The sequence below is a fragment of the Exiguobacterium sp. s26 genome, assembly GCF_018618235.1.
Lineage (GTDB): Bacteria > Bacillota > Bacilli > Exiguobacteriales > Exiguobacteriaceae > Exiguobacterium > Exiguobacterium chiriqhucha.
Map to the genome: position 1 here is coordinate 1 of NZ_JACSLS010000021.1, position 20,594 is coordinate 20,594.

Below are 20,594 nucleotides of genomic sequence, written 5' to 3' on the forward strand. Positions count from 1 at the left end.
GAAAGTAGTTGGGGGTCTCCCCCTGTGAGGATAGGACGTTGCCAGGCCAACGCGAAAGACGATCGAGCATCCGCTCGGTCGTCTTTTTTATAGATTTTATTTATAATTTTGCTTCCTTTGCGGTATATATAATCTATTCCCGAACATTAAGAACGGAAAGCAAATGGAACGAACACAATTCTGAACTTTCTGAACATCGTGAATTGAATTGCACTTTCGAGCTATACCTGTTACCATTACAGAAATATTTCGAAACAAAGATTCGGGTCCGATAGAGAAAGGGGCAATCGATTTTTATGTGGGAAAACAAGTTTGCAAAAGAAGGATTAACGTTTGATGACGTCTTACTCGTACCGCGCTTTTCAAATGTCTTGCCAAGAGACGTGAATTTAAGCACTAAACTTTGCGAAGGTCTTGAGTTAAATGTTCCAGTCATCAGTGCTGGTATGGATACTGTCACAGAAGCACCGATGGCCATTGCGATGGCGCGTCAAGGCGGCTTAGGAGTCATTCATAAAAACATGTCGATGGAGATGCAGGCTGAACACGTCGATCGCGTTAAACGCTCAGAGAACGGCGTCATCACGAATCCATTCTATTTGACACCGGAGCGTCAAGTGTACGATGCAGAGTACTTGATGAGTAAATACCGTATCTCGGGAGTCCCGATCGTCAATTCAGAAACCGAGCGTAAATTAATCGGAATTTTGACAAACCGTGACCTTCGTTTCATTAAAGATTATTCGACGGTGATTGCAGATGTCATGACGACGGAAAACCTTGTCACTGCAAAAGTAGGCACATCCCTAGAAGAAGCAGAACGTATTCTTCATCAACACCGGATTGAAAAATTACCGCTCGTTGACGATTCAGGTGTGTTGAAAGGGCTCATTACGACAAAAGACATTGAAAAAGTCGAACAGTTCCCACATGCTGCAAAAGATAAGCAAGGTCGTTTGCTCGTCGCAGCTGCTGTTGGTGTCACGAAAGATGCTGCATCACGTGCTCAAATTCTTGTTGATGCAGGTGTCGATGCGCTAGTCGTTGATACGGCTCACGGACATTCAGCCGGTGTCATCGAGAAAGTGAAAGAACTGCGCGACATGTTCCCGACGCTTCCGATCATTGCTGGGAACGTGGCCACTGCTGAAGCAACACGGGCTTTAATTGAAGCCGGAGCATCGGTCATCAAAGTCGGGATTGGCCCAGGGTCAATCTGTACGACACGAGTTGTCGCTGGTGTCGGTGTACCACAAATCACAGCCGTGTATGATTGCGTAACAGAAGCTAGAGAACATGGTGTCACAGTCATCGCTGATGGCGGAATCAAGTACTCAGGTGATATTGTGAAAGCTATTGCAGCTGGAGCTCACGCTGTCATGCTTGGTAGCCTTCTCGCCGGTGTGAAAGAAAGCCCAGGCGAGATGGAAATCTATCAAGGTCGTCAGTTCAAGACGTATCGGGGGATGGGTTCTGAGGCTTCGATGAAGCGAGGAAGCCAAGATCGCTATTTCCAAGAAGCCGATAAAAAATTCGTACCAGAAGGTATTGAAGGGCGCGTCGCTTATCGTGGCGAACTAGCCGATACGGTCTATCAACTCATCGGAGGCCTTCGTTCAGGAATGGGTTACTGTGGCGCTGCCGATATCCGTGCACTACGTGAGGATACTCAGTTTATCCGCATGACTGGGGCTGGGTTACAAGAAAGCCACCCACACGATGTTCACATCACGAAAGAAGCGCCAAACTATTCACGCTAAACAAAAAGCCGTTGTCTCTAAATCGAGGCAACGGCTTTTCATTATCATTTTTTTGACTTGGCCACGAGGATGACGGTACCACCATCGTCCTGCGCAGGTAAGCTGACGGTAACTTTCCCATCTCGTTTGACGACGTACTGACGTCCGCTATAGCGGTCGACGAGCGTCGTTTTATACTTAAGTTTTGTCTGGAACGTGATTGTTCGTTTGGCTTCTGTCGTGTTCAGGGCCACGAGAACGGAATCCTTGCCGTGTTTCCGTTCAAAGACTGAATATCCAGTAGCAGAGCCACCCGCAACGACGGCACGGGTCCCTTTACTAAATACTTTTGAATAGTCGGCACGAATGTTGAGTAGTTTTTGGTAATGCGTATGCATCGCTTTACCTTCCCCTTTGACTCGTTTCCAATCGAAGTCATAACGGTTTTCATTGAATTCGCCCTTATCCATATCCATCGCATGTTTTCCGGACTGTCCAACCTCTTCTCCATAATAGATGACAGGCTGTCCTTTCGCCGTCATTTGAAGCGAGGCGGCGACCATATGCTTCCCTTCATCGCCTCCAGCACGTGATACGAGGAAACCGTCCTCGTCATGGCTGCTGAGGAATTGTCCGAGTGTCGCTTCATTCGAGAGTTGCGTGTTGCGATATTGAAGCGCGCTCTCGACATCATCAATGTTCCCGTTGATGAAACGTTCGGCCTGATACTTGAAATCAAAGTCGAGAAGTGAGTCCATCTGGCCACTCTGTAAGTAACCACCCGTGTTGTTCACACTTGCCCCATAATGTTCGCCAATCATTTTGAAATCTGGTTTGAGGGCCGTCAATTCGTTTTTGAACGACTTCCATGTTGTAGAGTCGACGTGTTTGACCGTGTCGACGCGGAAATAATCGATGGTGTTTCCTTTTTTCGTTTTCGAGCGTTTAATCCAATCCGTCTGCCATTTGACGAGTTGTTCACGGACGGCAGCCTCTTCGGTCTTAAAGTCCGGTAATCCGGAAAGAGACATCTTCAAGTCATCGCCATCGACCGGATTCGAACGAATCATGCCGTCGAACGCTTTGCGCTCTTGATCGGTTGGGAAGTTTGTGGCGCCCGTGTCTACAGCTCCTGGTTCCATCCCATAACCCGGGTGGTTCAAGACGACGTCGACCATAATCTTAATACCGCGAGCATTCGCTTCGTCAATCAGACGATGGAATGCTTTCATATCGCCGAGATGCTCATCGAGTTTTTCGAAGTTTTTCGCCCAGTATCCATGATAGCCATACTGTGATCCATCTTTACCATAGCGAAGATCCCAATCGATATTATCGACAATCGGTGTAATCCAAATCGTGTTGATGCCTAGTTTATCCAAGTAGTCGAGTTTCTTCGTAACACCGGCAAAGTCGCCGCCGTGATACGACTCAAGATGATCTTGGTCATAGTATTCACCGTTCGGGTTATTGTTCGTTTTATCCCCATCGTAGAATCGGTCCGTCAGCATGAAGTAAATCCGTGCCTCATCCCAATCGAACTCTTGCTTGTCCTTCATCGAGACCGGTCGGACCGTTAACGATGTTTTCGTTTTATGGACGTTACCGTATTGGTCAATCGCCGTAATCGTTAAGAATTTATTGCCCGGTTTGACGGTATCTTTGACTGCAATCGTCTGTTTGTTGAGGGCCGGATCGACTTCAAGTTTAGCCGGTCCGCCAAGAGGACGCGCATCGATGAACAGTTGACGTAACTTAACGCCTTTCGGCAACGTCGGTTTCACTTGGACGACCGCGTTCTCACGGTAACTGAGGGCTTTCGGTGCCACGCTGGCCGCCAGCTTGACGTTTGGACGACGATATTCGACGGTTGAGGCTTCAAAATAAGGATCTTTCACTTCAGTCGTGACGCCATCTTTTGTGACAAGGAACGTGTAAGCATGTTTCCCTTCCGGTAATTTTACCGTATGACGGAACCACTCATTTTTGGCTTCGTACGTCATCGGATACGTCGTGCCGTTGACTTTTAACGCGACGCTGTCGATTTCATCAAGTTGTCCAGCTTCATACAAGGCTTTATCACGATAGAAGAACGTGACGGCACCATTTTCAAGCACAGGTCCTTGAATTGTCGGTACTTGGTGGAACGTCCCTTTGCCGCTCTCGACGACGACTTTCGTCACCCGGTCGCTCCCGAGTTTCACGTACCGGTCTTCTCCGTAACCATCTTTCACGGCCCAATCCGTGCCTTTACGGATGACAAAACCGACATTGGTCGCATCTTTTCCGACCGGGATTCGGAAGATGGCGCCGTCTTCGGTGATTTTATACGGGTCAACTTGACCGTCTTTGGCACCCGTGCTCCATGTCCATAAGTTCCAATCGGTGTAATCGTTGTCGGCCCGGACGTACAACATCTCGATGTAGCGTTGCGTTTTCCATGGGTCGGCGATTTCAGTGATGGTTTTAAATGACGTCGTCAATGCCGGCAACGTCGTGTTCGATAGGTTGCCTGTCACGGCGTCCGCCGGGATGGTCGCGGTATACGTTTGATTCAAACCGAGGGCCTCGGTCGGTGTGACGGTCACGGTCGATCCACTCGCTTCGGCCGTGAACGGCACAGCTGTCTCCCCATTCATCAAGCTGATGTTCGAGGCGTCTAACGACACAGGTTCATTGAACGTCCATGTGATCGGTGACTTGATATCGACTTGTTCCGATTGATTGACTGGCGTGACCGCTGTCACTTCGAGTTGACTGACCGTCTCGACGCCGCTCAACGTGAAGGCAGGGCTATACACCGACTGTGTCGATGGACTCGCCGAAACGTTCCAACTATCGGCGACTTTGTTGGCCGCATTGCTTGGAATCGTGTCGAACGCACCGTGCTCGGTCGCGTTATTCCCGCTCAGTACCGTGAGGACGCGAACGGTATCGTCATTGCTTAGACCAAGCAGGGACAATGGGATTTTACCTTCGAAGCCTTTCGTGCGATCAATGGCAAACGAGGCGCCGTTCAAGTTGCTCAAGTTTGCGAGCGGTGTAGATTTCCCTGCTTCATACAGAGCGGCTTCTTTCACCGACGTGTCGCCATCGACGCGAAGTAAAATATGGTACTGTGGTTTTTTATCGGTTTGGCTAAAGTTGAACGGATAGCCGAGCGGGTTTGTCGCTACGCCTGAATCTTGTTCATTGATTTGAAGAGCGATATTTATGTACTGACCGTTGTCGCCCCAGTTCGGGACATTGTTCGCATCCACATAAAAGTAAAGGTTACGCGCATCGTTCTGCAAATAGACGTCTCCTAAATCGAATCCTTGCCAACCCGCCTGTGGGGATGTGGCGAGCGCTGGCGTGTTCGTCCAATCCGTTTTTAAGCCATCAATCGAGATTGTCGTAGGCTCGGCCAATGCGTTCATCGGAACGCCGGCTTGGATCAGGAGAACGGATGATAAAAGTAACGTGGTCGTCTGTCTTGCCGCTTTCTTCTTCATAAAGCACCTCTTTCATGGAATGTGTCGTCTACAGGGCAACGAATTGTCAAAATTGTGCAAACGGTTTCAGTAATAGTTTAGCTGAATATGTAAGCGCTCACAATATATTTTTTAAAAAATAATAAAAACGCCTATCGGTTAGAGAGGCGTTTGGTTCACAAAGCGTCCTTTGACAATCAAGCGTTCTGTCGCATCGAACGTGCATGTGACGAGCGTTATCGTCGGTTCCGTCGTCGGATCGAGCACGTCGACCTGCGTCGGGGGGACGGTCTCAAGCGAAGTGACCTCATATTGGAACGTGTGTGTCATATCGGTCACGTAAATCGACATGCCGACGTCGATGATGTGAAGCGGACCGAACAGGGCGGTCGGGCTCTGGGTGTAGTGGCCGGCGAGGGCATAGTTTCCGGAGCCCATTCGTTGGTCCGGATTCATCGTCCCGGCACCGACCGCCAAGTTTTCATTATCGAGGCCATATAAAATCGGGAGCTCGAGATCGACATCTGGAATCGAAATGAGACCAATGGTCGGTAAATCATGAAAACGATTGCGCACAGTGAGAAGTTGTTCCCATGATAACGGTTCGACGTTTGAGAACTCAAATTCGCCGGTTTCTGGTTGTTTCGGCTGGATTTCGGCGGTCACTTGTTGACTGTTCCATGCCGTGAGTTGGTCTTTCCACCACGTTTCAGATAACAGCAGTGTACCGATTAACAAGAGGAGCCCACCGACGATGTAGCGTGACCGTTTCATCCATCTCTTCCTTTCTCAATGTTCCAACATGACATGAGCGCACTGACAGCAACGGGCAGTGTTTCTTCGGATAGGGCGGCGAAGCCAAATAAGAACTGAGGCATCGTGTCGCTTGATTCGATGCGATAGTCTGTCATCGCATTGATGCGGATATTCGAAGCCTCGGCCAATCGTTTCAATTGTCCGCTCGTCTCGGTCGTCCGCACAGACAGGACGACATGAAGGCCGGCGCTCGCCCCTGTGATGGAGACGGTCGGTTCATACGGTTTGAAGGCGGCAATGAGAATTTCAAGTTTCCGGCGATACGTCTTCCGCATCCGGTTCAAGTGTTTCTCAAAATCGCCGGTCGCCATAAATTCGGCCAACGTGTGTTGTTCAAAACGGGGGACGCTGCACGTAAAGTGACGATAACGCTCCCGATAGCGATTCAACAGCGGGGGCGGGAGCACCATATAACCGATGCGCAAGGAAGGCATCAATGATTTAGAGAATGTGCTCAAATAGACGACCCGCTCGTTTTGGTCCATGCTTTGTAGCGATGGAATCGGTTTGCCGCTATACCGGAATTCACTATCGTAATCATCTTCAATCACATACGTCTGCCGCTCTGACGCCCAGTTGAGCAGACGTTGGCGCCGGCTGACCGATAATATCGTACCGGTCGGAAATTGGTGGGCCGGTGTGACATAGAGGGCATCAATGGATGCTTGCTCCACCAGATCGACACGGACACCGCTCTCATCGACAGGAATCGGGATGAACGTCCGTCTTTGGTGCGCGAACAGTTGCCGGGTCAGCGGATAACCGGGGTCCTCGATACCGAACGTCGTCGTATCCGGCAGCAGTTCTAACAATTGGGGCAACAGTTGCTCGGTTCCCGATCCGACAACGATTTGTTCGGGCGAACAATGCACGCCGCGCGAATGATAGAGATAGGTCGCAATCTCTTGGCGAAGGACGAAATCGCCTTGGACGGAGCCGAGTGACAGCAAATCGTGATGTTCTTCCGAGACGACGTGTTTCAAGTGACGGCGCCAACGTTCGAACGGGAAGGCGGTCGTGTCGATTTGACTCGGATATAAGTCGAAGTCATATGTTTTTTTCACCGGGAGCGGTTCGATGACGCTACTGCCGCGCCGGACATACAGTTCTTCTTGCGGCAACACGTAGAAGCCTTTGCGCGGCAACGACTCGATGTATCCTTCCGCGAGTAGTTGGGCGTAGGCCAGCTCGACTGTCGTTTGCGAGACATCTAAAAAGTCGCCTAACTTTCGTTTGGACGGAAGTTTCGTCCCGGTGGTGAGGGTGTCATCGACGATGGCTTGTCGAATGTGCAAATAGAGTTGTTCATATAACGGGACGCTCGAGTCAGCCTCAAACGAGAACGTGAGCATATCCATGATGTGTCCTTTCTGGTCAGCCAAAGACAAAATAGAGTGCGAATCCGATGACGAGGAGGAGCGAGACGATTCCCGTTGTCCCGAAAAAGCTGCGCTCCTGCGCGTCGTCACGACTGTTCCATTGATCCATTCCATCATCTCCTTTAATCTTTACAACATTCGAGAATCGGGAAATGAAGTCCTTTGTTTGAACTGACCACTTCAAAAAATATAAAACTGGCACTTTCAATATAGTCAAATCAATTTATACTTGCAAGTAGACTAGCTTATTGGAGGGGATCCATTTGGAAAAGAGACAAGTAGGGACAGACAAAGTAAAACGCGGTATGGCCGAGATGCAAAAAGGTGGCGTCATTATGGACGTTATCAACGCGGAGCAAGCAAAAATTGCTGAAGCAGCAGGTGCAGTTGCCGTCATGGCACTCGAGCGCGTACCTTCAGATATTCGTAAAATGGGTGGCGTCGCGCGTATGGCCGACCCGACGATCATCGAAGACGTCATGGGAGCGGTATCGGTACCGGTCATGGCGAAGTGCCGCATCGGTCACATCGCTGAAGCGCGTGTCCTTGAATCAATGGGGGTTGATTTCATTGACGAGAGCGAAGTATTGACACCAGCTGACGAAGAGTTCCATCTCTACAAACGTGACTACAAAGCACCATTCGTCTGTGGTGCGCGTGACCTTGGCGAAGCATCACGCCGCATCGGTGAAGGTGCAGCGATGATCCGGACGAAAGGTGAGCCGGGAACGGGAAACATCGTCGAAGCGGTTCGTCACATGCGTACGGTTCAAGCCCAAGTGAAACGCTTGCTCTCGATGAGCATCGATGAAGTGATGACGGAAGCGCGTGACCTCGGTGCCCCGTTCGAAGTGCTCATGCAAATTCGTGAAGCAGGTCGCCTCCCGGTCGTCAACTTCGCAGCGGGCGGAATTGCGACACCAGCCGATGCGGCACTCATGATGCACCTCGGAGCGGACGGCGTCTTCGTCGGATCAGGAATCTTCAAAGCGGAGAACCCTGAGAAGTTTGCTCGTGCCATCGTCGAAGCTACGACGTACCATGATGACTATGAGCGCATCGCACACTTGTCGAAAGGACTCGGCGAAGCGATGAAAGGACTCGACGTCCGTACGCTCAAACAAGAAGAACTCATGGCACCGCGAGGTTGGTAAGATGACCACGATTGGTGTACTCGGAATGCAAGGGGCGATTCGTGAACACGTCCATATGCTCGAAGCACTTGGTGCGGATACGCTCGTCGTCCGCTCGGTCGATGACTTGAATCGAATCGATGGACTCGTTTTACCTGGTGGGGAGAGTACAGCGATGCGTCGTCTGCTCGATCGGTACGAGTTGCTCGAGCCGTTACGTCAGAACACGGAATTGCCGATGTTCGGAACGTGCGCCGGTTTGATTTTGCTCGCGACCGAAGTCGAAGGGTATGATGCGCATTTGCGTAAAATCCCGATGACGGTCAAACGGAACGCGTTCGGACGACAAGTCGACAGCTTTGAAGTCGATTTAGCGGTCAAAGGAATCGATGATGCTGTCGAAGCAGTGTTCATTCGAGCGCCGCAAGTCGCATCGGTCGAAGCGAGCGTCGAGGTGCTCGCCGAGGTCGAGGAAGCGATTGTCGCGGTTCGGTATGACAAGTATATGGCCTGCTCGTTCCACCCGGAATTGACGGACGACTTGTCGATGCACCGCTATTTCTTGGACATGGTTGAAGCGACGAAGCGACAACTCGCCTGATTGAAAGGCTCCCTAGCAAATAGGGAGCCTTTTTCATGTGTTTTTTGCTACACTGTAACGAGATACGTATAGAAAGGGGCAAGACCGTGAGACAAAGATGGATCGGATGGATGCTCGTTTGGGCAATCCTTTTAAATATGATCGTGCCGACGGATGCATCGGCGGCACCTAAAGTTGATGCGACCGGCGCGATGCTCGTGGACATGACGACGGGACAAATCCTGTTCTCACAAGAAGAGGACGCGATGCTTCCTCCGGCATCAATCACTAAGCTGATGACCGCTTTTCTCGTCCGAGAAGCCATCGAAGCGGGTGACCTCAGTTGGAGCCAAGAAGTGACCCCGAGCGACAAGGCGTTGGCGCTGACCCGAAAACCAGGATTGGCTCGGATTCCGCTCGTCAATAAACCGTACACGGTGAAAGAACTATACGACGTGGCGTTGATTCGTTCCGCGAACGAGGCAGCGGTCACATTGGCCGAGGCCGTCTCTGGTTCGGAAGGGGTATTCGTAAAGAAAATGAACGAACGGGCGACCGAACTTGGTATGACCCAAACGACGTTCGCCAATGCATCGGGACTTGACTCTGTGTCAGCGGGACGTCCAGGGGAGAATTTGACATCGGCCAATGATTTGATGATGCTAGCTTTGGCGTATTTGACGAAGTTCCCGGAAGTGCTCGATGTGACGAAACAAGCGTATGTTGATATCGACGGAGTCCGATTTGAAGCGACGAACCGGATGCTCGCTGGTCGTGATTTAGCCTATCCGGGTATGCTTGGCTTTAAAACGGGCACGACTGACGATGCCGGTTACTGCTTCATCGGCGTGTCGACGCGAGATGGACGTACCGTGCTATCGGTCGTTCTCGGAGCGAAGACCGATCAAGGGCGCTATACTGCTACAAAGGCGCTTCACGACTACGCCTATGGCGATTTTGTCTTGACCCCGATTTTACGGACTGGTGAAATCGTCCCGGCGACGCTCCATGTCGCTGAAGGTACAGTCGAGTCAGCAAAAGTGCGCACGACGTCAGCCTTTGAAGTACTCGTCGAAAAAGGACAGGATGTACCTGAACCGATTTACGATCTTCCGGATACGAAAGCCCCAATTGCGGCCGATCAACAGGTAGGGACCGTCACCATCGAGCCTTCCGGAAGCGTCCGGTATCTAGATGGTGAACTTCCACCTAAAGGAACGCTCGTCGCGGCCGAACCGGTCGAGATGGCATCGTTTTTGACACGTATGACGCGTGCCTTCTCCGACTTTTTAGATGAGATTCGACTCGTGCTCGGAAAACTGAGTCTTGTCGATAGAGTTGAGATGTTGTAAAGTAAAACTAATTCAATGACAGATGCAATGATGGGGAAAAGTACGTTACGGTCATCTACTGACAGAGAGCTAGTGGTTGGTGCAAACTAGTGGGATGATGTAACCGAATCGGCCTCGGAGCATTGGCTTGGAAACAAGTCACGTTACGCACACGTTACGTGCATCGAGTGGCCCGATTTCGGGCAACGAGGGTGGCAACGCGGATCCAAGGTGGTTCGTCCCTTTCCTACGGGAAAGGGGCGTGCCACCTTTTTATGTGAAAAAAGGAGGAATAACGAATGTTAGACATTAAACGATTACGTTCAGATTTTGAAGAGATTAAAACGAAGCTAGCTCATCGCGGCGAGGATTTGAGTGCGCTTGACCGTTTCCCGGAGTTGGAAGAGAAACGCCGCAACTTGATCAATGAGGTTGAAGTGAAGAAAGCGAAACGAAATGAAGCGACGAAGCAAATTGCGGAATTAAAACGCAACAAACAAGATGCGGATGCACCGATTCTCGAGACACGTCGCCTCGGGGACGAAATCAAATTGCTCGATGAAGAGTTGCGTGAAGTCGAGGCCGAATTGAACTTGATTCTCCTCAGCATCCCGAACATCCCGCACGAATCAACGCCGATTGGAGAAACGGAAGATGATAACGTCACGATTCGCGAAGTCGGAACAAAACCGACGTTCGAATTCGAACTCAAACAGCATTGGGACGTCATGGAAGATTTGAAAATCGTCGATGTGGAACGAGCGGGTAAAGTGACAGGTAGCCGGTTTGTCTTTTATAAAGGTCTCGGCGCCCGTCTCGAACGTGCCCTCATCAACTTCATGATGGATATGCATGCCGATGAACATGGCTATTCTGAGGTGCTCCCTCCTTATATGGTCAACCGCGACGCGATGACCGGGACGGGACAACTTCCTAAATTTGAGGAAGACGCATTCAAAGTGGCGGATACGAACTATTTCCTCGTACCGACGGCAGAAGTTCCGGTAACGAACATGCACCGTGACGAGATTATCACGGAAGACCAACTTCCAATCACGTATACGGCGTATAGCGCTTGTTTCCGTTCAGAAGCGGGATCAGCCGGACGCGACACGCGTGGGCTCATTCGTCAGCATCAGTTCAACAAAGTCGAGCTCGTCCGGTTCGTGAAACCTGAAGAGTCTTATGAACAACTCGAGCTCTTGACGGGCCACGCTGAAGAAGTGCTTAAGCGTCTCGGTCTTCCATATCAAGTGCTCAGCATGTGTACGGCCGATCTCGGCTTCACGGCTGCGAAGAAATATGACATCGAAGTGTGGATGCCGGCGCAAGGGATGTATCGTGAGATCTCATCTTGTTCGAACTTTGAAGACTTCCAAGCGCGCCGGGCCGGAATCCGTTTCCGTCGCGAAGCGAACGCAAAACCGGAATTCGTCCACACGCTTAACGGTTCTGGCCTCGCAGTCGGACGGACCGTCGCTGCGATTTTAGAGAACTTCCAACAGGCAGACGGTTCAGTCGTCATTCCGGAAGTATTACGTCCATATATGGGCGGTATCGAGAAAATTGAAATGCCTCAGTAATGAACAAACCAGCCCGTCTGAAACGTATCGTTCAGGCGGGATTTTTTTTGGTTTTTTTAATGTTTTTTCACAAAAGGGTTTGACATCTGTCTGCCAAGTTGGTACTATAAATCATGTCGAGCGAGATGTTTGCTCACCAATTGTATATGAGCTTTGGAGGTGTACCCAAGTGGTTTAAGGGAACGGTCTTGAAAACCGTCAGGGGTGTAATAGCCTGCGTGGGTTCGAATCCCACCACCTCCTCCATTTTTATTTCTGGAGGCTCAACAATTTCATACTTTTTTGGAGGTGTACCCAAGTGGTTTAAGGGAACGGTCTTGAAAACCGTCAGGGGTGTAATAGCCTGCGTGGGTTCGAATCCCACCACCTCCTCCACTTTCTTTTTTTTACACTTTTTTAAGCCTGGAGTTGTACCCAAGCCCGGCTGAAGGGGACGGACTCGAAATCCGTTAGGAGTCGTAAGGCTCGCGTGGGTTCGAATCCCACCAACTCCGCTTGTTTTGGCATCTGCATGGGCAGATGCGTTTTTTTATGGTCGTAGACTCCGGTCTGCGGCTTTTTTTGTTTGTGTCAATCCGGCGAAAAACAGCTAATCCGGTGACTAATCGGGAATCTTAATCATATAGACTGTGATGGCGCAAAGGGAAGGAGAGGAGCGTCATGGATTGGATTGACATATATATCGATGAGGTCGTGCGACACGTTCCACCGAAGCGGCGCGAGGAAGCCGCTGTCTCGGTTCGGCAATCGATTGAGGCGGCACTGCCCGACCAACCGTCTGAGGCAGACGTAAAACGGGTGTTAGCAGAGATTGGGCATCCGGCCGTCGTGGCCGCGCGTTATAAGGAAGGCCAGTATGTCATCGGCCCACGTTTTTTCCCCGTGTATGTGACTGTCGTCAAGCTTGTCGTTCCCATCGTCTTAGCTGTCGTTTTCTTCGGGCTTGTATTTGCTAGCATGCCGACGTTCTCAGGGTCGCTTATGCCGACAGTCGGCACATTTTTGACGAACATGTTCGATGCGTTATGGGATGTCGGGATTCAGCTTGTGTTTTGGATTACGCTTGTCTTCTTTTTGATTGAGCGCTATGCACCCGATGATGTACCGGCGCCAGATATGAAATGGGATGTGTCCAAGCTGAAAGAACAGGTGAAGGGCGGTCGAATCAGTAAATTTGACGCAGGGTTCGGGTTGTTTTGGACAGCCGTGTGGTTTGGCGTGTATATTAATGCCGAACAGTTACTAGGGATTTATGAATCTACGAACGCAGGATTCAGGATGATCACTCCCATCTTCAATCAAACGTTCCTAATGGATGTGATTTGGTTTTTTGTGATCGTCATCTTGCTTCAAGTCGTGCTGGGGGTATGGAAATGGATGAAAGGACATTGGACGTATGCGCTCGCTTCGTTTAATTTGATCTACAATATTGCCTCGGCAACGTTCATCATCTGGATGGCCAGTTCCCCACAGTTACTCGATCCACGATTTTTGAACTGGCTGGAGACAAATGTCCCGAACGGGGTCAATTCGTTTGAATGGGTGTTCGGATTAGTCGTCGCCATCACGATTTTGGCGGCCGTGTTCGATTCTGTCGATGGATTCCGAAAGGCTCGGAAGACGCCGACGTACCGGAAACCTCATATCGCCCACACATAAAAAGAAGGTGCACTAGACTGACCTAGCGAAATGAGACACTAATAAAAACACCTTGATTAGGCTGCCATCCCACCGTATTTTATCGGTGTGAGGTAGCCTAATTTTTCTTGGATACGTTCTTCGTTGTAGTAGGTCAAGTAATGGTTCACCCGTTCATGCACTTCCTGGTCGCTTAACGAGTTGAACTTGACGTACTGGAAGCCCTCAGACTTCAAGTTCGAATGGAATGATTCGATCACCGCATTATCCCAACAGTTGCCTCTTCGAGACATGCTGCTCGTCAGATGGCTCCTCTTAACGAAATCTTGAAAGGCATATGAGGTATAGACACTTCCTTGGTCCGAATGGATGATGACCCCTTCGGGGTTGTTCCGGCTTTCCAACGCCTTCTTTAACGTATCGATGACAAGGGGCGTCTGTTGATGCTCGTACAACTTATAGGCAACGATCTCATTGTTGAATAGGTCGATGATGGTCGAAAGATATTTCGTCGTGCTCCCGTATTGGATATAGGTGATGTCCGTCACCCACTTCTTATTCGGTTCACTGGCCGTGAAGTCTCGTTTGAGAAGGTCAGGTGCGATGATGATGCTCTCACCCTGAGACCTCCATTTTCGTTTGGGTTTGATCCGACACTGGAGATGGTGCTTTTTCATGATTCTCTGTACGGTGTTCCGGTTTGCTGTTAACTCATAGTTTTGCTCTAACAGGGCCTTTATCTTTCGATGTCCATATCGATATTTCGTATGCTTACATACTTCGACGATTGCTTGCTCTAGCACCGAAGGGTGCTTCACCGGTTCTCTGACCCAACGGTAATAGGTTGCCCGTGGCACGTCTAGGACACGTAGGATCGTCGTGATCGTATATTTCCTCTTCAGGAGTTCTACAGTCTTTAGGATTACTTCTTTCTCAACTCTCTTTCGATCTCCATGAATTTTTTTAAGATTTCGTTCTCCGTCTTCAGGTGGGATAGTTGACGCTCTTTCTTGTCATCCTCGCTGGCGGAATCAGGACCAAGTCCGTAGGTGTACTGCTTCCCGATCGGCTGGTCAAATCGATAGATTTCATTGGACCGATACCATCTCATCCATGTGTGGATCTGGGACTCACTTTTGATTCCGTGTTTCTCCATGATTTCTCTATTCGTCAACTCACCGCTCAGTTTGTCTTTCACCACTGCCCATTTCACTTCACTTGAATATACGTTTTTGCCCACGCAAAAACACCTCCGATGCTAGCACTTTTTTAAAGTGTACCACTGCGAAGGTGTTTTTATATTGTCTCAAAAATTTAGGTTAGCCCACACCGCTCAAGTGAGCAGTGCACCTTCTTTACTTATCTGACTTTCGCTTCGCGAGCGATCGTCAATTGTTTCTCGATTTTTTCAAGGATGAGTTCGACCGAGTTTGGGTCGTTAATCAAGTCATACTCTTCGATTGAGAGACGAAGTACCGGGCAAAGATTGAAGTTGTTGATCCACTCCGTATAGCGCGCGTACATTTCTTCCCAATACGTAATTGGTGTTTGTTGCTCCATCTCACGTCCGCGCATTTGAATGCGGTCGAGCACTTGCTCGAACGAACCTTCGAGATAGATGAGCAAGTCAGGATGCGGGAAGAACGGTGTCAGCACCATCGCTTCAAACAAACTCGAGTATGTCTCGTAGTCAGTTGGAGACATCGTCCCTTTTTCGTAGTGCATTTTGGCGAAGATTCCTGTATCTTCATAGATCGAACGGTCTTGGATGAAGCCGCCGCCGTATTGGAAAATCTTCTTCTGTTCTTTGAAGCGTTCAGCCAAGAAATAGATTTGAAGGTGGAAGCTCCAACGCTCGAAGTCATGATAGAATTTATCGAGATAAGGGTTCGTATCTACTTTCTCAAGTGAAGTTCGGAAGTTGAGGGCATCGGCAAGTGAGTTCGTGATTGTCGATTTACCGATTCCGACCATTCCACCGATCGTGATGATCGTGTCATTCGGAATGTTGTATTTTTCATTCAGCGTCATTTGATTTGTGCTCCTTTAGTCAATTCTAATTCACGTTCGATCGTTGTGAGGACGTGCGTCAAATCGTCCGGGTTTTGGACGAAGTCGAGTTCATCTCCACTGAACGAAAGAATCGTCACTTCGGGGTGTGTCGCGCGGTATGATTCGATGAACGTTTCATAATCGCGGGCGAGCTGTTCGAGGTAGTCGCGAGACATATTCTCTTCTACTTCACGTCCACGCAAGGCGACACGTTTCATTAACGTCTCGATGCTGGCGTGTAAGTAGATGACGACATCAGGCTTTGGCATATCGTGTGTCAAAATCTTATAGATTTGCTCATATTTGTTCAAATGAGCTGGTCTCAGGGAACGGTGGGCAAAAATCAAGTTTTTGAAAATATGATAGTCCGAAACGACGGATTGCTGTTGACTCAAGTGGTGTTTGTGGATATCGTCTAATTGCTTGAAGCGATTGCAAAGGAAAAACATTTCCGTTTGAAAGCTCCATTCGTCGATATCTTCGTAAAACTTGCCGAGAAACGGATTCTCTTCTACAATTTCATTCAGCATCTGCATTGAAAAGTGCTGACTGATGATATGGGCCAGTGACGTTTTCCCGACACCAATCGGTCCCTCTACCGTTATAAACATATGATGTCATCCTCCATTATCCAAAGTGCAAGTTCCATTCTAGCATACAATGAAGTGGATAGGGCGAGCGAAATGATTTTCATTTTTTTTCATAATAAGTGATCAGAAACGGAGTGTGTATATGGAACGAGATGAACGATTTATGAGGCTCGCCATAGATGAAGCAAAGAAGGCGGAAGCAATCGGCGAAGTCCCGATCGGATGCGTCATCGTTAAAGGTGATGAAGTGATTGCCGCGGGTCATAATCGCCGAGAAACGGACTTATTGGCAGCGGCCCATGCCGAAATGATTGCGATTGAACAGGCGAACCAGGCGCTCAGCAATTGGCGTTTGGAGGATTGCGAACTGTTCGTCACGTTAGAGCCGTGCCCGATGTGTGCGGGGGCCATCGTGCTGTCTCGCGTGAAGCGTGTCATCTTTGGTGCCCATGATCCGAAGGGAGGGTGTTGCGGTACGCTCATGAACCTCGTTCAAGACGAACGCTTCAACCACCAAGCCGAAGTGACACAAAATGTTTTAGCAGAAGAGTGTGGGGAGTTGCTAACGATTTTCTTCCGAAACCTTAGAGAAAGGAAGAAGCAGGCGCGGCTTGAACAGAGAGGTTGCAACCCATCTGATTAAACAGTATAATGTAATAGCACTCAACGTAGTGCCTAACTTCATTTACCCATTTGCCGTGCTAGGCGGGGAGGTAGCGGTGCCCTGTAACTCGCAATCCGCTATAGCGAGACTGAATCCCGATTCGAGGGAGTGCATTGGTGTGGCCTGTCCTCGTGTAAGTGGCGTTGACGTCTGAGTCCTGCGCAACGGTCACCCATGAACCAGGTCAGGTCCGGAAGGAAGCAGCCTTAAGTGGTGACGTACCGTGTGCCGCAGGGGTGCTTGGGCCGAGCAAACTGCATGAGTAACGCACATTGACGTGCTTTCAGAAATCGGTGCGCGGCAGATTTATTTAATAACTTCAATCTACGGCCCCAGGGTTGTAGATTTTTTTGTATGATGAAATAGAGAATGTAAGGAAGAAAGGAGGCGGGGACATGGCGTATCAAGCGTTGTATCGGGTTTATCGTCCGCAGTCGTTCCAAGAGGTTGTCGGTCAAATTCATATCACACGTACGATTCAAAATGCGTTGCTTGAGGAACGAATGTCACATGCCTATTTGTTCTCGGGTCCACGAGGGACCGGGAAGACAAGTTTGGCGAAAATTATCGCGAAAGCTATCAACTGCGAGACAGCACCCACACGAGAACCGTGTAACACATGCCCGACTTGTATCGCAATCACGGAAGGGACGAGCCCGGACGTGTTTGAAATCGATGCGGCTTCAAATAATGGGGTCGACGAGATTCGAGAAATTCGGGATAAAGTCAAATATCCGCCTTCTCAAGCGCGCTTCAAAGTATATATCATTGATGAAGTGCACATGCTTTCGACTGGGGCGTTCAACGCCTTATTGAAAACGCTGGAAGAACCACCGGCGCATGCCATCTTTATTTTGGCGACGACAGAACCACATAAAATTCCGGCAACTATCATCTCACGTTGCCAGCGCTTTGATGTGAAACGGCATGAAGTCGGTCAATTGCAAACACGTATGGCATATATCTTGAACGATCAAGATTATGACTATGATCCAGAGGCGCTCAAGCTGATTGCTCGTGCTGCCGATGGTGGGATGCGCGATGCGCTCAGCCTACTCGATCAAGCGCTCGCTTTTAGCGATGGCCGTTTGACCGAAGACGCTGTTCTAGAAGTGACCGGCGCGGTAACGGATGATGCTCTACTTGATATGGCTTATGGCTTACAACAGAAGCAACTCGATCAAATTTTGAGTACGTTGGAAACGATGCTTCGTGAAGGTAAGGATTTGAAGCGATTCATTGAAGATCTCGTATTCGTTCATCGTGATGCTTTACTATTAAAGGCTTCACCTCAAGCCGTCGATTTACTCGAACGCGCCCGTCCGACAGAGACGTTCCGACAATTTGTTGAAGCGACGTCGACGGACGAGTTGTTCCAAGTGATTGAAGAGTTGAATGACTGTCAGCAACAGATGCGATTATCAAACCATCCGAAAGTCTTAGTTGAGTTAACGTTTATTCGGATTGCTGAACAAGGACGGACGATGACAGAACAGATGAAACAACTTCAAGAGCAGGTCCGTGAACTGAGTCGCGAGTTGAATGAAGTCAAGAAAACGGGTGTCCCTGCAGCGGAAGCAACAGCGGAGAAACCGAAAGTTGCCAAGCGAACTCAAATTCGAGTCCCGAAAGAACGCATTCGTCAATTATTGCAACGAGCGGAACGCCAACACTTAAACGCAATCCGTGATAGTTGGGAAGACATCATGGGGAACATTCGCACGCAAGATGGTCCGATTTTTGCACTGTTCTATGAGAGTGAGGCTGTGCTTTGTGCTAGTGACACCTTACTGGTACAATTTAAAGATGGGATGACGTGGCATTACGAGCAGGTTAGCTCGAACGGTCGCACGCGAGACGTGATTGAACAAGCCTTATTCGAAGTGACGGGGATTCGTCGAGAAATCATGGCTGTACTCGAGACCGATTGGGTTGAGTTGAAGAATGAGTTCATCCTTCGTAAACAAGCTGAACGTTCGGATCATAAGGAAGAGGAAGTGGAGGAAGAAGATCCACTTGTCTCAAAGGCCCTCGAACGTTTCGGTGACGTCGTTGAAATTGAAGAAGTTTAAAAGGAGGCGCTCTACATGCGTGGAATGGGAAACATGAACAACATGATGAAGCAAATGCAGAAAATGCAGAAAGATATGGCGAAAGCTCAAGAAGAATTGAAAGACTTAACGGTCGAAGGTACAGCAGGCGGCGGCATGGTTAAAGTAGTCGTTAGCGGACATAAAGAAGTGCTTGATGTCATTATTGCTGAAGATGCTGTGGATCCAGACGACGTCGAAATGTTGCAAGACCTTGTGTTGGCAGCGGTCAACGACGGGATGAAACAAGCTGACCAACTAGTTAATGATAAAATGGGACGTTTTACGCAAGGGATGAACCTTCCAGGTTTTTAAGTGAAGAAAGGAAAGATGCGAGTTGCAATACCCTGAAGCGATCGGACGTTTGATTGAAAGCTTTACAAAATTGCCGGGCATTGGTCCGAAAACTGCTATCCGTCTAGCGTTCCACGTACTTGATATGGAAGAAGACGATGTATTGACGTTCGCTAAGGCGCTTGTCAGTGCTAAGCGTGATATTAAATATTGTACGGTGTGTGGACACATTACAGATGTTGATCCATGTGCAATTTGTACAGATTCGCATCGTGATGAGACGGTAGTCTGTGTCGTTCAAGATTCTAGAGATGTGATTGCGATGGAGAAGATGCGAGAGTACCGCGGGAAGTATCATGTCTTGCATGGAGCGATTAGTCCGATGGAAGGAATTGGTCCTGAAGACATTAACGTCTCGAGTTTGTTAACACGTCTCCAAGAAAATGAAGCGATTAGTGAAGTCATTTTGGCAACTAACCCGAACATTGAAGGGGAAGCGACTTCGATGTATCTATCTCGACTTTTAAAACCGACCGGTATCCGTGTAACACGTCTTGCTCACGGGTTGCCCGTGGGTGGCGATTTGGAATACGCGGATGAAGTGACATTATCTAGAGCGATGGAAGGTCGACGGGAACTATGAAGTGGTTTCGTAAACCTTTACGCTATGGTTACGATCAAAGGTTTTTGTCGGAGTTGTTAGATGCTAAGGCGAAGTACGAATCGAAACGTCACATTCTTGAAGTGAGCATCGAAGATACCGGTGAGTTAGCAGCCCAAGTAAAACAAGCGGAAGCCCTATACTTCTTTTATTTGAAAGAAGCGAAGCGACGCAATGTTTCACTGTCTAACTTAAGGTCGTGAGGCGAGATATTCCATCTCGCCTTTTTCTATGCTGAATCACTCTAGCAAATACATCGAGCATTTTTTCTCTATATAATGAAGGAACTAGAATTATATGAAGAGATTTGAAGCGATAGACAATTGAAATGAAAAATAATTTAAAGTTTTTCTAAAAAAGCTATTGTGTATTTAAAGTTTTATTGATATATTAATAGACGTCGCCGAGAGCGGTTTTGAAAATCGAAAAAAAGATATTGACTTCTAGTTGATAGCTTGTTAAGATATTTAAGTCGCCAAGAACGACAGACGAACTTTGAAAACTGAACGATGAGGCAAAAAAAGTTTTACAATTTTTGAATGAAGCGCAAGCTTCGTCATTTTTAAAGAGC

Annotated in this window: 18 protein-coding genes, 3 tRNA genes, 1 other RNA gene and 1 other annotated feature; of the genes, 15 read left to right on the forward strand and 7 right to left on the reverse strand. The window is 48.9% G+C overall.

What is annotated here, in order from left to right; all coding sequences use genetic code 11:
- Positions 1-296 precede the first annotated feature (296 nt).
- Positions 297-1,760, forward strand: a complete 1,464-nt coding sequence (gene guaB, locus KNP82_RS15175) for an IMP dehydrogenase (RefSeq protein WP_021066750.1) — start codon at positions 297-299, stop codon at positions 1,758-1,760.
- A gap of 44 nt (positions 1,761-1,804) precedes the next feature.
- On the opposite strand, the gene KNP82_RS15180 is transcribed toward guaB, so the two are convergent.
- The 3 genes from KNP82_RS15180 to pdxR all read right to left on the reverse strand — a co-directional run bounded on the left by KNP82_RS15180 (position 1,805) and on the right by pdxR (position 7,386).
- Positions 1,805-5,233, reverse strand: a complete 3,429-nt coding sequence (locus tag KNP82_RS15180; protein WP_214828773.1) for an alpha-amylase family glycosyl hydrolase — start codon at positions 5,231-5,233, stop codon at positions 1,805-1,807.
- 138 nt (positions 5,234-5,371) lie between these two features.
- On the reverse strand, positions 5,372-5,986 hold the full coding sequence (locus KNP82_RS15185) for a class A sortase (RefSeq protein WP_214828775.1): 615 nt from the start codon (positions 5,984-5,986) through the stop codon (positions 5,372-5,374).
- The gene (gene pdxR, locus KNP82_RS15190) at positions 5,983-7,386 is read right to left on the reverse strand and encodes a MocR-like pyridoxine biosynthesis transcription factor PdxR (protein ID WP_214828777.1); all 1,404 of its coding nucleotides are present in this window, start codon (positions 7,384-7,386) and stop codon (positions 5,983-5,985) included. The genes KNP82_RS15185 and pdxR overlap by 4 nt, the downstream gene beginning before the upstream one ends.
- Before the next feature lie 284 nt (positions 7,387-7,670).
- Here pdxR and pdxS point away from each other — a divergent pair, with 284 nt between their 5' ends.
- The 8 genes from pdxS (at position 7,671) to KNP82_RS15230 (ending at position 13,693) form a co-directional block, all read left to right on the forward strand.
- Entirely contained in the window at positions 7,671-8,561 is an 891-nt protein-coding gene (gene pdxS / locus KNP82_RS15195) for a pyridoxal 5'-phosphate synthase lyase subunit PdxS (RefSeq protein WP_021066746.1), read from the forward strand.
- 1 nt (position 8,562) lies between these two features.
- The gene (gene pdxT, locus KNP82_RS15200; protein WP_214828779.1) at positions 8,563-9,141 is read left to right on the forward strand and encodes a pyridoxal 5'-phosphate synthase glutaminase subunit PdxT; all 579 of its coding nucleotides are present in this window, start codon (positions 8,563-8,565) and stop codon (positions 9,139-9,141) included.
- A gap of 86 nt (positions 9,142-9,227) precedes the next feature.
- On the forward strand, positions 9,228-10,472 hold the full coding sequence (locus tag KNP82_RS15205) for a D-alanyl-D-alanine carboxypeptidase family protein (protein WP_353049075.1): 1,245 nt from the start codon (positions 9,228-9,230) through the stop codon (positions 10,470-10,472).
- Positions 10,473-10,490: 18 nt separating this feature from the next.
- Positions 10,491-10,698, forward strand: a binding site (T-box leader).
- A 52-nt stretch (positions 10,699-10,750) separates the two neighbouring features.
- A complete protein-coding gene (serS, locus tag KNP82_RS15210) occupies positions 10,751-12,034 on the forward strand; it encodes a serine--tRNA ligase (protein WP_029596449.1) in 1,284 nt (427 codons plus the stop codon).
- A 155-nt stretch (positions 12,035-12,189) separates the two neighbouring features.
- A tRNA-Ser gene (locus tag KNP82_RS15215) sits at positions 12,190-12,280 on the forward strand.
- 38 nt (positions 12,281-12,318) lie between these two features.
- Positions 12,319-12,409, forward strand: a tRNA-Ser gene (locus KNP82_RS15220).
- 29 nt (positions 12,410-12,438) lie between these two features.
- Positions 12,439-12,528, forward strand: a tRNA-Ser gene (locus tag KNP82_RS15225).
- 166 nt (positions 12,529-12,694) lie between these two features.
- Positions 12,695-13,693, forward strand: coding sequence for a hypothetical protein (locus tag KNP82_RS15230; RefSeq protein WP_214828781.1), 999 nt, complete (start codon positions 12,695-12,697; stop codon positions 13,691-13,693).
- A 56-nt stretch (positions 13,694-13,749) separates the two neighbouring features.
- Here the strand turns inward: KNP82_RS15230 and KNP82_RS15235 are convergent.
- The 3 genes from KNP82_RS15235 to KNP82_RS15245 all read right to left on the reverse strand — a co-directional run bounded on the left by KNP82_RS15235 (position 13,750) and on the right by KNP82_RS15245 (position 16,335).
- Positions 13,750-14,912 (reverse strand): IS3 family transposase gene (locus KNP82_RS15235; protein ID WP_125318026.1). Its coding sequence is split into 2 segments (ribosomal slippage): positions 13,750-14,636 and positions 14,636-14,912, totalling 1,164 coding nucleotides; the frame shifts between segments, so codons are not numbered across the junction.
- 119 nt (positions 14,913-15,031) lie between these two features.
- The gene (locus KNP82_RS15240; RefSeq protein WP_021065290.1) at positions 15,032-15,703 is read right to left on the reverse strand and encodes a deoxynucleoside kinase; all 672 of its coding nucleotides are present in this window, start codon (positions 15,701-15,703) and stop codon (positions 15,032-15,034) included.
- Complete coding sequence (locus KNP82_RS15245; protein WP_021065289.1) at positions 15,700-16,335, reverse strand: deoxynucleoside kinase; 636 nt, start codon at positions 16,333-16,335, stop codon at positions 15,700-15,702. The genes KNP82_RS15240 and KNP82_RS15245 overlap by 4 nt, the downstream gene beginning before the upstream one ends.
- 121 nt (positions 16,336-16,456) lie before the next feature.
- On the opposite strand from KNP82_RS15245, the gene tadA reads away from it, so the two are divergent.
- From tadA to KNP82_RS15275, 6 genes are all read left to right on the forward strand, one after another.
- The gene (gene tadA / locus KNP82_RS15250) at positions 16,457-16,957 is read left to right on the forward strand and encodes a tRNA adenosine(34) deaminase TadA (protein ID WP_214828783.1); all 501 of its coding nucleotides are present in this window, start codon (positions 16,457-16,459) and stop codon (positions 16,955-16,957) included.
- A gap of 53 nt (positions 16,958-17,010) precedes the next feature.
- Positions 17,011-17,279, forward strand: an RNA gene (gene ffs, locus KNP82_RS15255) — signal recognition particle sRNA large type.
- A 94-nt stretch (positions 17,280-17,373) separates the two neighbouring features.
- Positions 17,374-19,050, forward strand: a complete 1,677-nt coding sequence (dnaX, locus tag KNP82_RS15260) for a DNA polymerase III subunit gamma/tau (protein WP_021065287.1) — start codon at positions 17,374-17,376, stop codon at positions 19,048-19,050.
- 15 nt (positions 19,051-19,065) lie between these two features.
- Positions 19,066-19,383, forward strand: a complete 318-nt coding sequence (locus tag KNP82_RS15265) for a YbaB/EbfC family nucleoid-associated protein (protein WP_021065286.1) — start codon at positions 19,066-19,068, stop codon at positions 19,381-19,383.
- Between the two features lie 22 nt (positions 19,384-19,405).
- A complete protein-coding gene (gene recR, locus KNP82_RS15270; RefSeq protein ID WP_021065285.1) occupies positions 19,406-20,005 on the forward strand; it encodes a recombination mediator RecR in 600 nt (199 codons plus the stop codon).
- Positions 20,002-20,226 (forward strand): YaaL family protein, encoded by a 225-nt coding sequence (locus tag KNP82_RS15275; RefSeq protein ID WP_021065284.1) that lies wholly within the window; start codon positions 20,002-20,004, stop codon positions 20,224-20,226. The genes recR and KNP82_RS15275 overlap by 4 nt, the downstream gene beginning before the upstream one ends.
- A 187-nt stretch (positions 20,227-20,413) precedes the next feature.
- Here KNP82_RS15275 and KNP82_RS15280 read toward each other — a convergent pair.
- The coding region (locus KNP82_RS15280) for a hypothetical protein (RefSeq protein WP_214800065.1) at positions 20,414-20,594 on the reverse strand (181 nt) is incomplete at its 5' end.

Excerpts from the sequence above, each read along its gene's own strand:
- KNP82_RS15265 (WP_021065286.1), top strand. The coding sequence starts at position 19,066 with ATGCGTGGAATGGGAAACATGAACAACATGATGAAGCAAATGCAGAAA.
- KNP82_RS15245 (WP_021065289.1), bottom strand. The coding sequence starts at position 16,335 with ATGTTTATAACGGTAGAGGGACCGATTGGTGTCGGGAAAACGTCACTG.
- guaB (WP_021066750.1), top strand. The coding sequence starts at position 297 with ATGTGGGAAAACAAGTTTGCAAAAGAAGGATTAACGTTTGATGACGTC.
- serS (WP_029596449.1), top strand. The coding sequence starts at position 10,751 with ATGTTAGACATTAAACGATTACGTTCAGATTTTGAAGAGATTAAAACG.
- KNP82_RS15240 (WP_021065290.1), bottom strand. The coding sequence starts at position 15,703 with ATGACGCTGAATGAAAAATACAACATTCCGAATGACACGATCATCACG.
- dnaX (WP_021065287.1), top strand. The coding sequence starts at position 17,374 with ATGGCGTATCAAGCGTTGTATCGGGTTTATCGTCCGCAGTCGTTCCAA.
- KNP82_RS15230 (WP_214828781.1), top strand. The coding sequence starts at position 12,695 with ATGGATTGGATTGACATATATATCGATGAGGTCGTGCGACACGTTCCA.
- tadA (WP_214828783.1), top strand. The coding sequence starts at position 16,457 with ATGGAACGAGATGAACGATTTATGAGGCTCGCCATAGATGAAGCAAAG.
- KNP82_RS15185 (WP_214828775.1), bottom strand. The coding sequence starts at position 5,986 with ATGAAACGGTCACGCTACATCGTCGGTGGGCTCCTCTTGTTAATCGGT.
- KNP82_RS15180 (WP_214828773.1), bottom strand. The coding sequence starts at position 5,233 with ATGAAGAAGAAAGCGGCAAGACAGACGACCACGTTACTTTTATCATCC.
- pdxT (WP_214828779.1), top strand. The coding sequence starts at position 8,563 with ATGACCACGATTGGTGTACTCGGAATGCAAGGGGCGATTCGTGAACAC.
- KNP82_RS15275 (WP_021065284.1), top strand. The coding sequence starts at position 20,002 with ATGAAGTGGTTTCGTAAACCTTTACGCTATGGTTACGATCAAAGGTTT.
- pdxR (WP_214828777.1), bottom strand. The coding sequence starts at position 7,386 with ATGGATATGCTCACGTTCTCGTTTGAGGCTGACTCGAGCGTCCCGTTA.